This window comes from Mesorhizobium sp. M0898, assembly GCF_040319695.1.
Taxonomy (GTDB): Bacteria; Pseudomonadota; Alphaproteobacteria; order Rhizobiales; family Rhizobiaceae; genus Mesorhizobium.
Genome location: NZ_JAMYOE010000027.1, coordinates 56,145 through 68,592, shown reverse-complemented (window position 1 = coordinate 68,592; position 12,448 = coordinate 56,145). Strand labels below are relative to the sequence as shown.

The 12,448-nt window shown below is 63.7% G+C and carries 12 protein-coding genes; 8 read left to right on the top strand and 4 right to left on the bottom strand.

The window, feature by feature from the left end; translation table 11 throughout:
* Window positions 1-10 precede the first annotated feature (10 nt).
* Together NKH90_RS23915 and NKH90_RS23910 are read left to right on the top strand one after the other, a co-directional pair.
* Window positions 11-1,000 (top strand): hypothetical protein, encoded by a 990-nt coding sequence (locus NKH90_RS23915; RefSeq protein ID WP_352814990.1) that lies wholly within the window; start codon window positions 11-13, stop codon window positions 998-1,000.
* Window position 1,001: 1 nt separating this feature from the next.
* Window positions 1,002-2,477, top strand: coding sequence for an FAD-dependent oxidoreductase (locus NKH90_RS23910; protein WP_352821330.1), 1,476 nt, complete (start codon window positions 1,002-1,004; stop codon window positions 2,475-2,477).
* A gap of 24 nt (window positions 2,478-2,501) precedes the next feature.
* Here the strand turns inward: NKH90_RS23910 and NKH90_RS23905 are convergent, their stop codons facing one another.
* Window positions 2,502-2,972: a YbhB/YbcL family Raf kinase inhibitor-like protein gene (locus NKH90_RS23905; RefSeq protein WP_352821328.1), complete on the bottom strand. Its 471-nt coding sequence runs from the start codon at window positions 2,970-2,972 to the stop codon at window positions 2,502-2,504.
* 49 nt (window positions 2,973-3,021) lie between these two features.
* The gene (locus tag NKH90_RS23900) at window positions 3,022-3,459 is read right to left on the bottom strand and encodes a DUF2267 domain-containing protein (protein ID WP_023677864.1); all 438 of its coding nucleotides are present in this window, start codon (window positions 3,457-3,459) and stop codon (window positions 3,022-3,024) included.
* 283 nt (window positions 3,460-3,742) lie between these two features.
* Between NKH90_RS23900 and NKH90_RS23895 the strand changes: the two genes are divergently transcribed.
* Window positions 3,743-4,222, top strand: coding sequence for an Hsp20/alpha crystallin family protein (locus NKH90_RS23895; RefSeq protein ID WP_352471471.1), 480 nt, complete (start codon window positions 3,743-3,745; stop codon window positions 4,220-4,222).
* Between the two features lie 87 nt (window positions 4,223-4,309).
* Here NKH90_RS23895 and NKH90_RS23890 read toward each other — a convergent pair whose 3' ends face one another.
* A complete protein-coding gene (locus tag NKH90_RS23890; RefSeq protein WP_023677862.1) occupies window positions 4,310-4,738 on the bottom strand; it encodes a CBS domain-containing protein in 429 nt (142 codons plus the stop codon).
* Between the two features lie 326 nt (window positions 4,739-5,064).
* On the opposite strand from NKH90_RS23890, the gene NKH90_RS23885 reads away from it, so the two are divergent.
* The 5 genes from NKH90_RS23885 to NKH90_RS23865 all read left to right on the top strand — a co-directional run bounded on the left by NKH90_RS23885 (window position 5,065) and on the right by NKH90_RS23865 (window position 11,097).
* The gene (locus NKH90_RS23885; protein ID WP_352821325.1) at window positions 5,065-5,799 is read left to right on the top strand and encodes a phosphoribosyltransferase; all 735 of its coding nucleotides are present in this window, start codon (window positions 5,065-5,067) and stop codon (window positions 5,797-5,799) included.
* A gap of 11 nt (window positions 5,800-5,810) precedes the next feature.
* Window positions 5,811-6,488, top strand: a complete 678-nt coding sequence (locus tag NKH90_RS23880; protein WP_352821322.1) for a dienelactone hydrolase family protein — start codon at window positions 5,811-5,813, stop codon at window positions 6,486-6,488.
* Between the two features lie 122 nt (window positions 6,489-6,610).
* Window positions 6,611-7,111 carry a DUF6496 domain-containing protein gene (locus NKH90_RS23875; RefSeq protein ID WP_023678569.1) on the top strand — a complete coding sequence of 167 codons (501 nt, stop codon included), beginning with the start codon at window positions 6,611-6,613 and terminating at the stop codon, window positions 7,109-7,111.
* A 376-nt stretch (window positions 7,112-7,487) separates the two neighbouring features.
* Window positions 7,488-8,375 (top strand): arginase family protein, encoded by an 888-nt coding sequence (locus NKH90_RS23870; RefSeq protein ID WP_352768170.1) that lies wholly within the window; start codon window positions 7,488-7,490, stop codon window positions 8,373-8,375.
* 190 nt (window positions 8,376-8,565) lie between these two features.
* A complete protein-coding gene (locus NKH90_RS23865) occupies window positions 8,566-11,097 on the top strand; it encodes an NAD-dependent epimerase/dehydratase family protein (RefSeq protein ID WP_352821320.1) in 2,532 nt (843 codons plus the stop codon).
* A 503-nt stretch (window positions 11,098-11,600) separates the two neighbouring features.
* Here NKH90_RS23865 and NKH90_RS23860 read toward each other — a convergent pair.
* Complete coding sequence (locus tag NKH90_RS23860) at window positions 11,601-12,395, bottom strand: inositol monophosphatase family protein (RefSeq protein ID WP_352821318.1); 795 nt, start codon at window positions 12,393-12,395, stop codon at window positions 11,601-11,603.
* Window positions 12,396-12,448: the final 53 nt, after the last annotated feature.

Here is a 12,448-nt window from a genome sequence, read left to right as displayed (position 1 = left end):
GCTTGGTGCAATGCTGCGTGACGTCGATTATGTCCTGCAAAAACTCGACTGGATGCGCGGCGAAGGCATCTGGCCGAACGGCTTGCGGTATCTGTGGACCGACGCATTCGGGGTCGTGCTCTACGTCTCGCTTTGCACAGAAACTGGCGAACAGCGCTGGCTGGACGCGGCCGAGCGGCTGGTGGCCGATGTCGAGCGTGTGCTCGGCCGCCGGCGCGGACTGAGGATCGGCGAAGCGGCCGATCGCGACGGCCAGTACTTCCACTATCTGGCGATGTGGCTGTTTGCTTTGGCGCGTCTCGGCGATCTGAAGCCGGAATACCGCAAGCGCGGCATTGCGCTGGCGAGGGACATTCACCCGGCGTTTGTGGTCCCTGGCCGCGGCGTGATCTGGAAGATGCAGGAGGATTTGAGCGGTCCTTACCCCGGCTACGGCCTCGGCAGCATGGATGCCTATGACGGCTACGTCTCTTACCGAATGCTCGACGACGAGGAACTGGCGCCCGAGATCGCGCAGATGCGTGCCCTGATGGAGCGCGATTGGCGCAGCCTCGACATCGACCAGGACCTCGGCCTCGGCATGATGCTGTGGCTCGCCCATTTCTCTCCCGACGAGCCGTGGGCCGAGGCCCAGACGAGGCGTTCGCTGCGAACCCTGGAAACGATGTGGGTCGACCCGCCCGGTTATTTCAGCCGCGCGCCATGGCTGCGCGATACCAAGTTCGCCTTCACCAATTACGGCGTTTCGCTCGGCCTGCAGGCCGCCGGTATCTGGCCGGGGCGTGTCGATAGGCTGAACGCCTTCTTCGAGGACTGGCGCTCCGGCGACGAATACGACCGCGAGGCGATCACCTGGGTGATGGCCTGCACCTCGCACCTTCCCGGCGCTTTTCTGACCCGGGGTGGCGAGACAATGATTGAAAGCGACCAAGCTCGGGAACGTTCCTCCGCCGGCGCGGTTGTCGATGGAAGTGCATGGAGACGCAAGGGGCGGGGTTGAAATGGCCATTCTCTTGGGAAAACCGGGAAGCTGTTGGGTGGCGGCAGCCGCCTCCACGAACTATCCCCAGCTCGAAGGTTCGATCCGTGCGGACGCCGTTGTCGTGGGTGCTGGAATTGTCGGGCTGACGACGGCGCTTCGGCTTTGCGAGGCGAGCCGGTCGGTGGTCGTCCTCGAAGGCCTGCGCACAGGCGGCCAGGTGACCGGCCGCTCGACGGCCAAGATCACCACGCAGCATGCGCTGATCTATCGTCATCTCATCGACAGCGTTGGCCGGGACCTGGCGCAGACCTATGCCGATGCGAATTCCGCCGGCGCGCGCCAAATCCGCGATTGGGTTAACAACTGCGCCATCGCCTGCGATTTCGAGAGCAAGGACGCCTATACCTACACCTGCAGTGAAAGCCGCTGCGCGGAGATTGCGGCCGAGGCGGAGGCCGCGCGCCAGGTCGGGCTGGAGGCCGAGATCCTCGACCGCGCACCGCTGCCTTTCGTAACGGCCGCCGCGCTACGGTTCCCCGACCAGGCGCAGTTCAATCCGGCGATGTATCTGGTTGGCCTGGCGGAAGCGGTGACGGCTCGTGGTGGTCGGATCTTCGAAAACAGCCGCGCCACCTCGATCGACGAGGCAAGCCGCTGGCGCATCGTCACAGATGGCGGCGCCGTTGATGCCGGGCATGTCGTCGTCGCCACCAACATGACGGTGAAGAGCCCGATCGGCATGGCGAACCGGACGCAACCGCGCTGCCACACCGCCATGGCCTTTCGGATCGACGATCCCCTCCCTGTCGACGGCATGTTCATCGGCATCGACGACCCGACGCATTCCATCCGCACGGGCCGTGATGCCGAAGGGCCACTGCTGGTCACGCTCGGCCCCAAGTTCAACACCGGCTGGGACGGCGACGTGGCCAAGCGGTTTGTCGAACTGGAAAACTGGGCAAGAAAGAACCTTCCGGTCGGCGACGTCGCGTGGCGCTGGTGCAATGAGGACTATGATACGGCCGACAGGATCCCATATGCCGGCGAACCCGATCCCGCCAAGGCCGCCGGCTTCCACATTGCCACGGGCTTCAACGCCTGGGGCATCACCAACGGGACGGCCGTGGGCGCGATGATCGCCGACCTGATCTGCGGCCGCCCGAGCCCATGGCAACAACTCTACGATCCGGCCCGGCCCTATCCTGAGGACTTCCACAAGAACGGCCGCAGTCAATCGATCGTCTCGAGCACCCACGACATTGCGCCTGGTATGGGCGGCGTGATCGTCAGGGGAGACGAAAAGATTGCGGCGTGGAGAGACACCGAAGGCGCACTCCAGGCGGTTTCGGCGATTTGCACCCACAAGGGCTGCACCGTAACCTGGAACAATGCGGACCACACCTGGGATTGTCCCTGCCACGGCTCGATCTTCGCCGCCGACGGTTCGGTCATCCACGGCCCTGCCCGAAAACCGCTTGCCCAGATTACATTGTGAAGGCGGCGACCGACACGGCCCGCGTCACGCCGGCCGTTCGTAGGTTCCGACCAGCTCCGTCTCCTCCAATGCGTGTTTCTGGGCTTGCTTCCAGACCTGATGCACGCCCGCCTGTCCTGGTACGCTGAGGCTCGGCACATCGAGCGCGGCCAGCAGGAAGTGGTAATGGTGGACGCCGTGCCCTGCAGGCGGCTGCGGACCATCGTAATACGCATTGCCGAAATCGTTGGTGCCTTGCCTGAGTGCCGACGGGCCGGGCTTGCCGTCTTCGGCCTCGGCGAGTCCCCCGGCATCCGGCGGGATGTTGAACACCGCCCAGTGCCCGAAAATCCCGCTTGGTGCATCGGGATCCCGCACGACAAGAACAAGGCTCTTGGTACCATCCGGGACACCGGACCACTTCAGTGGCGGCGAGACGTTCTGGCCGTCACGCGTATATTTTTCGGGAATTTTTCCGCCTGCCGGGAACGCCGGGCTGATAAGGGTGAGTGGCATTGCTATTTCCCCAAGGAGGTTGCGACCGAGAAGCCCGCGCCGGCGCCGTTCACGCCGCTTGCTGAGCTTCGGCGACGCGTCTTATCTCGCCCGGCAGGGATTCCCAGACCTTGTGCATCTGTCCTTCTCCGACGTGATGGGCGAGTACCTTGGACACGACCCTGAATGCATCCTTGGAATCGACCGGACGGGTAAATTCCAGCTCCGCCTTGATCTTGGCCAGAAACTCGTCGAGCGACCGCATCTTCTCGGGAGCTTTGGAAGGCTGATATTGGTCATAGAAGGCGCCGCGCACCAGGATCGGCAGCTGCGAGCCGAGGTGGGCTGCCAGATCCGGCTGCATACGGTCGCGAAGGGCGTGCAGCACCGCTCCGAGAACGTGCCAGGCGACCTGCCGATCCGGTCCAATCTCGTCCATGATCTCGTCGAGCCAGATGTTCGTGGTCTGCAGTGTCTTGTCGAATACGTCGAGTCCGGTGGCATTCATCGAAATCCTCCTTCCGTTCAAATCCGACTAGGTGATGTGACCAAACAGCCGTACCTGCCCGTTGTTCCCCCATGCGCATGTCCTGATGCGCATTTATTGTCGGAGGTCCCGTCTGTTGTCGGAGGTCCCGTCATGAGGGAATTCGGGCCGGCTTTTTTGCCGCTGTTTTTCGACCACCTTTCTTGGCCGGCACCGGAACATCCTCATGGGTGGACGAGTTTTGTTTGCCGTCGCCGATCACATGGCGACGAGTGATGCAGACACAAAAAACAGGAGAAGAACCATGGCACATCACGATTTGGCGCCCCGGACGCCATCGCGCAGCCTCTACCCATCCGCGCGCGACCCGCTCACGTCATTCCACCGGCAGATTGACCGCCTGTTCGACGACTTCTTCGCGCCGATGGCCGAAGCGACTACGGCCGGCGATCTTTGGCCGAGCGTCGACGTACATGAAACAGACCAAGCCTATAAGGTCACCGCCGAATTGCCGGGGCTCGAGCAGAAGGACGTTGAGCTCAAGCTGCGCGAAAACACCCTCTTTATTACGGGCGAGAAGCGTTCGGAGCACAAGGAAGGCGAAGGCGGCCGCACCTACAGCGAACGCAGTTATGGCCGGTTTCAGCGGACCATCCCGCTGGAGGCGGAGATCGATGCCGACAAGGTGCAGGCCACTTTCAGAAACGGCATTTTGGCTGTCGAGCTTCCGAAGAACCCCGCTGCAAAGGACAAGACACGCCGCATAGAAGTGAAAGCGCGATAGTTGCCAAACTGAAGGCTGCCTGAGCAGGCGGCGTTCAGCCCAGATGGAGAAGAACGGCGAGCACGGCGGCAACCGCCCAGCGAGCGTCTAGCGCCGGGGATCGTCCGTTGCCTCGGAAACGCCTTCGAGAGCGATTTTGGCGGCTTCCTCATCGGTCCGCCCGAGGTCGGCCAGGGCGATGACGCCGACGAGGCGCTTGTCGTGATTGATCACCGGAAGACGACGCACCTGATGCTTGGCCATGATCTTTGCCGCATCGGTGATATCGGCGTCATCGAAGCACCAATAGACATGCTCGGACATGACCTCGCGAACGGTCGTGTTGCCGGCTGAGCGCTCCTCGGCGACGCCGCGCATCACGATGTCGCGGTCTGTCACCATGCCGACCAGCCTGTCATTCTCGCCGACCGGAAGGGCGCCGAGATTGTCGGCCCGCATTTTCCGGGCGGCATCCCTGATTGTCGTGTTCGGGCCGACCAGTTCGGTCCGACGGCTCATGATCTCCTGAACTTGCATGGGATCTTCCTTTCCCTGATTGCTGAGGCAACAAGTCGCCTCCCTGATTGCTGAGGCAACAAGTCGCCAGACGGACCTGTTGCGACGCATCGCTAGATTGCCAGCTGGCCGGACGAGGCATGTACGGATCACTATCTTCGATCTTCCCGATCCGCGCTGAGGCCGCGTGCCGGTGCCGGCACCTCGCGATCGAAACTATTCTTGGAACGTCCAGGCAGCGAGCGAGTTCCAAAATGGTACCGGTGCCGCAGCCATCCCACGGAATGTGGACGCAGGCTGGTGAAAAAACATCCACCGGGAAAACAGATGCACGCGGATTGAAGGTCATGGCTATCATCTTTTCAGATCGCCGCGAGGCCGGGCGGCAACTCGCCGGGGAACTCGTTCGCTTTGCCGGCCGCGACGATGTGATCGTATTGGCGCTGCCCCGAGGCGGCGTGCCGGTCGGCTACGAGGTCGCGCAGGCACTCAAGGCACCGCTCGACGTCTTCGTCGTGCGCAAGCTCGGCGTCCCCGGTCACGAGGAACTGGCCATGGGGGCGATCGCGCCCTCAGGTGTACGTGTCCTGAACGACGAAATCGTCAACGGTCTCGCGATCCCGCCACATGTCATCGACGCGGTCGCTGCAAAGGAGGAAAAAGAGCTTCTGCGCCGCGAGCACCTCTATAGGGACGGGCGACCCCCACCGCAGTTGAATGGACGAACCATTATCCTCGTGGATGACGGGCTTGCGACCGGATCGACCATGCGGGCCGGGATCAAGGCGCTGCGAAAAAACCACGCCGCCTATATTGTCGCGGCCGTTCCCGTCGGTAGCCCCGACACTTGCGACGCGATGCGGGCGGACGCCGACGAGGTCGTTTGCGCGACGACACCAGAGCCGTTGCTGGGTGTCGGGCGCTGGTACGTGGATTTCTCGCAGACGAGCGATGAAGAGGTCCGCGCGCTCCTCGCCAGGTCCGTGCCCAAGCCTGCGGCTTCCCACAAGCCTGCCGCTTCCGAAGAGGAATTGGCTGGGCGCGCGAGCGCGGGTCCGGCGCCTGGCACCAGATCGACATAGCGGAGGTGGATATGGACCGGGATAGCGAGCACGTCGTGCATGTTCCCGCGGGGCTTGTCACGCTTGAGGGCAATCTTTCGTTGCCCCCGGATGCTCGCGGCCTTGTGCTCTTCGCCCACGGCAGCGGAAGCAGCCGCCACAGCCCGCGCAACCGCGACGTGGCCGGAAGGCTGAACGAGGCGAACCTCGCCACCTTCCTCATCGACCTGTTAACGGCCGAAGAGGAGCGGATCGACCAGGTCACGGCGGAGTTGCGCTTCAATATCGGATTGCTCGCCGACCGGCTGGTCGGCGTCACGGATTGGCTCGGCGCCTTGCCGAACACGTCGGGGTTGCGTCTTGGCTATTTCGGCGCGAGCACGGGCGCCGGTGCCGCCCTGGTGGCGGCGGCCGAGCGGCCCGACCAGGCCGCGGCCGTAGTTTCGCGTGGTGGCCGGCCCGATCTTGCAGCGCACGCCCTGCCGCGCGTCCGGGCGCCGACCTTGCTCGTCGTCGGAGGCGCGGACAAGCAGGTGATCGCGCTCAACCGCTCGGCGCTGGCGGCGCTCCGCTGCGAGAAGGAGCTCGCCATCGTCCCTGGCGCGACGCACCTGTTCGAGGAGCCCGGCGCCCTGGACGAAGTCGCGGGTCTGGCGAGCCGATGGTTCTTGCGCCATCTGACTTCGGACAGATCGGCGTCAACGTCCTGACAGCTGGGGCTTGGATCACCAGTCCCGGGACCATTTGCGTCCTCAACGCGTTATGATTCTCATAAGACCGCGCGCAGCTGCAACCCGAATGGCTGTCGCAACCCGTATGAGGGAGAAAGACAATGCCGGACAAGAAAACCATCGAGAAGGCCCGAAAGGACAAGCGCGAGGGCAAATCGCCGAGCACACAGGCCGGCGAGTTCGTGCACGAGGAGATCGATAAAATCCGCCGCGGCGAGCACGGCGCGCGCTCGACGCAGCAGGCCATCGCCATCGGGCTTTCCGAGGCAAGACGCGCAGGCGTAGACCTGCCCCCGCCCAAAAAGGGCAAGGTGAAGGAGAGCACGCGCAAAAGCGCCGAATACGCCTATGAGGCCGGCCAGGGTGAACGCACGCCGAAACGCCGCCCGCGGGTGTCGAAAGCCGTCTCCAAGGTGCTCGAGCACGAGCCGAAGAGCACGGCTTCGCACGAGGCGCTGGCGCAGCAGGCCAAGCGTGCGGCCTCGCGCCGGACGGCTGAGGAGCGCTCGGCCGCCGCCAAGAAGGCCGCCGAGACGAAAGGCGCCAGCGGAAGGAAGGCGGCGGCGCAGAAGGCCGCCAGAACGCGCGCGCACCACGCATAGTTCAAAGACGGCAGTTCGCCTCCTGGAAATCCGATATGGCCCAAGCGACCGGTATCGAGATCTGCCCCGGCAGCGCGGGACAACGCCGCTGCCCAAGGCGAACCAGAGCCTGCATCTGCGGGACAACATCGACTTCGAAATCACCGCTGACGACACGGTGGCGCTGAACGAGCAATACGCGTCACTCGCGACGCTGCCTGACGCGTAACACCGACCGGAGGTACTCGGCGGCAAGGGCAGCGGGAGACCGGTCAGGAAAGCGCAGCCTGTTTCTTGAGCATGATGCGTATCGCCCATAACGCGGAGAACTCTGATCATGACCTCAGCTGCCAGCACGACAATGCCGCGAGACACCACTCAGACGAGACATATCGCTTTGCTCGGCGCGCCCTCTAATCTTGGGCTGATGCCGCAGGAGGGTGAGCCGGAGCCCGGCGTGTGGAAGGCGCCGGAGACACTTCAATCGCTTGGTCTCGCCGACCGTTTAGGCGCCGGTCCGTTGCGCTCGGTTCGGGCTCCGCCTTATCGGCCTGAAGTGGATCCTGCGACGGGCGTGCGCAATGCCCAGGCCCTGCGCCAGTATTCCAAGACGCTTGCCGAAGCGGTCGACGAGGAGCTGAACTCGGGAGGGTTCCTGCTCATGCTCGGCGGCGATTGCAGTGTGTTGCTTGGCCCTGCGCTCGCGCTGCGGCGTCGTGGCCGCTACGGCCTTATCTTCTTCGATGGGCACACCGATTTCAAATTGCCGGATACCTCGCCGTCAAAGGGAGCCGCGGGCATGGATTTGGCCTTCGTGACCGGCCATGGCCCGACGCTCCTGACCGATTTCGGCGAGCACACTCCTTTGGTCCGTGAGGCCGACGTAGTCGCGTTTGGCTATCGCGATGTGCAGGACCCCGCGACTTACACGTCCAAGGCCGTCTTCGAAACCGATGTTCACCGGATGGATTTGGCTGACGTGCGGCAGCGCGGCTTCGCCGATGCGGCACGCATAGCGCTTGACGCGATCACAGGGCAGGACGTCGAGGGTGTATTCGTTCACTTCGATGTCGACGTGCTGGACAGCGAGATCATGTCGGCTGTCGATTCGCCGGAGGCCGGCGGTGTCTTGCCCGACGAAGCTGTCGAAGCCCTTCGCACATGGTGCAACGATCCACGCGTGATTGGGATGGAGGTGACGATCTATGATCCCGACCGCGATCCGGATCGTCGCTGCGGCAAGCTGCTGATCGACATTCTGGTCGCTTCCCTTCGCGGCCGGTAGACCAATGGGAGTCCTGCACTTGTGCACGAACGCAATCCGCCGGCACGAATGGCCGTCGGTCTGACGGATCGCCGCGCGCACCCATTCTGTGGTGCTACCTCATCGGGAACCGTTCTCAACGAACATGGTTCCGAGTGTGCGACCGAAGCATTCGGCTTCTTCTACCCGGCTATCGCCAAGGAGATTCGCCATGACCGGCAAAACCCGTCCCACCGTCCTGATCACAGGCAGCAGCGGGTTTCTGGGCCAAGCCATCGCTCGCGGCTTGATGGAGCGCTACGACATCATCGGCCTTGATGTTGCCAGACGATCCTTGCCCGGCGTCGAGACGATCGAGATCGACCTTACCTCGGACGCGAGCGTGGCGAAGGCACTGGCCGAGGTGCGCGAGCGGAGCGGCGGCCGCGTTGCCTCGGTAATCCATCTCGCGGCTTATTACGACACGACCGGCGAGGATAATCCGAAATACGGCGCGGTGACCGTCGAGGGAACGCGCCGGCTGCTGAACGCGCTGAGGGGGTTCGAGACGGAGCAGTTCGTGTTTTCGAGCACGTTGCTGGTGCATGCGCCGAGCCCGGCGAAGGGCGCTAGGATCGACGAGCGATCGCCGATCGATCCGGCCTGGGCCTATCCGAGATCGAAGGCCGAGACCGAGACGCTGATCCTGAAGGAGCACGGCGACATCAAGGTTGCGATCCTGCGACTGGCGGGTGTCTATGACGAGGATTGTCACGCGGCCTTCATCGCCCAGCAGATCGCCCGCATTTTCGAGCGCATGCCGACCGCCTATCTTTTCACCGGCGACATCACCACCGGCCAGCCCTACCTGCATCTGGACGATCTCGTCGACGCCGTGGTGCGCACCGTCGACCGGCGTAGCGCGCTTCCCAACGAGACCGTACTGCTGATCGGCGAAGAAGAGACGCCGTCCTACGACGACATGCAGAAGCAGATCGGGCAGCTCCTGCATGGCGAAACCTGGCGGACCCTGTCCCTGCCAAAAGAGGTGACGAAGCTCGGCGCCTGGATGCAGGAGAAGGTTCTCGATCAGGAGTCCGACATCAAACCATGGATGATCGAGAACGCCGACGATCACTACGAGATCGACATCTCCCGCGCCAGGCGCCTGCTTGGCTGGAACCCGCGGCACAGCCTGACCGCTACCTTGCCGGAAATGATCCGGCGGCTGAAGGCGGATCCTACCGACTGGTATAAGAAGAACAAGCTTGAACCGTCGGCGGCCGCCGCTTCCGCGCCCGAGCTCGACCAGGCCGCCGAACGGCTGCAGCGCCCGCTCGAGCGCTCGGACGACGAGGTCGAGGCGGAAACCGAACGCCGCCGGGCCGCAACGCTCTGGGCGCCGCTGACCAACGTTGCGATCGGGCTGTGGCTCGTGGCGTCGCCCTTCACGCTCGGCCTGTTCGATCCCGCTTCAGCACCGATTCCGCCGGCGCTCGGACATGAGATCGCCTCGCCGGAGACGCGCGACGGCAGGCTCGGCATCAGTGAGATTGTATCCGGCCTCGCCATCCTGTCGCTGGCGCTAGTCGGCACGCGCCGGCGCTGGCACGGGCTGCAATGGATCACCGCCTCGATCGGGGTTTGGGTGATGTTCGCGCCGCTGCTGTTCTGGACCACCAGCGCCGGAGCCTACGCGACCGACACGTTGGCCGGCATGCTGATCGTCGCGTTCGCGGTGATGATCCCGCCGACGCCGGGTATCAGCCGGCGTGCCCTTGCCGCCGATGACGACCGCCCGCTCGGCTGGAGCTATTCGCCCTCCCTCTTCACCCAGCGCATTCCCATAATCGGCCTCGCCTTTGTCGGCCTGTTCGTCTCGCGCTATCTCGCTGCCTATCAGCTAGGGCACATCGACAGTCTTTGGGATCCGTTCTTCGGCCCGGGCGAAACGCCGGCCGGCAATGGCAGCGAGGCGGTGGTCACCTCCTGGGTCTCCAAGGGTTTTCCGATCGCCGATGCCGGGCTGGGCGCCTTCGCCTATGCGCTGGATATCCTCGCGGGCGCGATCGGCGATCGCCGCCGCTGGCGCACCATGCCGTGGATGGTGCTTTTGTTCGGCTTGCTGGTCGTTCCGCTCGGTGTGGTCAGCGTCGGCTTCATCATCATCCAGCCACCGCTCATCGGGGCGCTGTGCACGCTCTGCATCGTCCAGGCTGCCGTCACCGTCGTCCTCATCCCTTATTCGGTCGACGAGGTGCTGGCGAGCTGCCAGTATCTTTGGCACGCGAAACAAGCGGGAGAGCCGTTCTGGCGCACATTCTGGTGCGGAGGTCCGGCACTTTCGGAGGACCAGACGCCAACGCCGGATCTCGACCGGCCGCTATCGGCAGTGGCGCGGGACTTCGTCACTGGCGGTGTGAATTTCCCCCGGACCCTTGTCGCCAGCACACTCGCCGGCGCCCTGCTGATGATCACGCCGCTTGTCTTCGGCACCAGCCCGCCGCTCTACTTCAGTGACCATGTCACCGGCTGCCTGGTCATCATGATCGCCGTTACGGCGATGGCCGAGGTGGCGCGCGCCGTCCGCTTTGTGAACATAGCGCTTGGAGCCTGGATCGCCCTCTCTCCGTTCATGCTCGCCGGCGGCGCGGCGGCGAGCCTCGCCAATCTGGCGATCGGAGCGCTGCTGGTCGGGCTCAGCCTGCCGCGCGGCACGCGCAGCGCTGCGCATTATGGCGGCTGGGACCGGGCCATCGTCTGAGAATGTTCGGCGGCGCAGAACGGTCGGCCAGGTGGCTGCAAAGATTGATCCGCATCAACCTGTCGAACACATCGAGCGGGAAGTCGGCGAATGGCGCAAAGGCGGCCGTACCCTTCCAACTTGAATTTTCCGCGTATCTGCATTTCACAAGTCGGCAAATAAATTAGGGAGGAATTTCAGCATGATAAAAGGGGAATTCTCTGCGCCGGCATCCTCGCCGCCGGTATGTGGGCCGCGTCGTCATCGGCGTCCGCCGAAATGTCTTGCGGCGTTGACGAGGTCTGGTGCCAGCAGACGGCGCGGGCGTTCGAGGAGAAGACCGGCATCACCGTCAATATGACCCGCAAGAGCGCTGGCGAAATCCATGCGCAATTGTGCGCCGAGGCCGCCAACCCAAAGGGAGACATCTGGTGGGGCGGAGCCGGCGATCCGCATCTGCAGGCAGCCGAGGAGGGCCTGACAGTGGAATACAAATCGCCGCTGCTCATGCGGACCGGTTCTGATCAAAGCTTGAAGGATTGCACGCAGAGCTGGCGGACCTGGGCGAACACGCCGCTGCCGGCGCAAATCACCAGCGCGCCGTTTTCCAGCACCGTCTTTGGGTCGGGCTTGACTATAGTGCCACCGGCTTCTTCCACCAGCAGCATGCCTGCCAGGCAGTCCCAGGCGTTCATATGCTCTTCGACATAGCCGAGCAGCCTGCCGGCGGCCGCATAGGCGAGCATCAACGCGCCGGATGCGTTACGGAAAAACACGCCGCCCTGTGAAAACAGCAAACCGATGAGCGTTGCGACGTTCTGCATTTCGGCGCGGTTGGAAAAGCCGGTGCCCAACGAGCCGTCGGTCAGGCTGGTGGCCGCGCTTGCCCTGATCGGCTTGCCGTTGAGAAAAGCGCCGCCGCCCTTACGGCAATGGAACGTTTCGCCGGTAGAGGGCTCGTGGATGACACCCACGACAGTGTCGCCGTCCTTGGCGCAGGCGATGACCACACACCAGGCCGGAATGCCCCGCACGAAATTCGCGGTGCCGTCGATCGGATCTATCACCCAGACATGCCCGCTCGATCCGGTGACCGAGGCATGCTCCTCGCCGACAATTCCATCGGTCGGGTAAGCGGCTTTCATTGCCGCACGGATGAACAGCTCGACCTCGCGGTCAGCCTGCGAGACCATGTCCTGATGACCTTTGTTCTCGATGGCGAGGCTGTCGAGGTCGCGAAAATACTTCAGGCCGAGCGCGCCGGCACGCCGCGCGAGATCGATGGCGAACTGTTCGCGCGTTGCTGTGTCGGGTGTCATGAGATCCTTGGGATGGCGAATGTGATCTGAGGAAAATACCCCAGCCAAAGAAG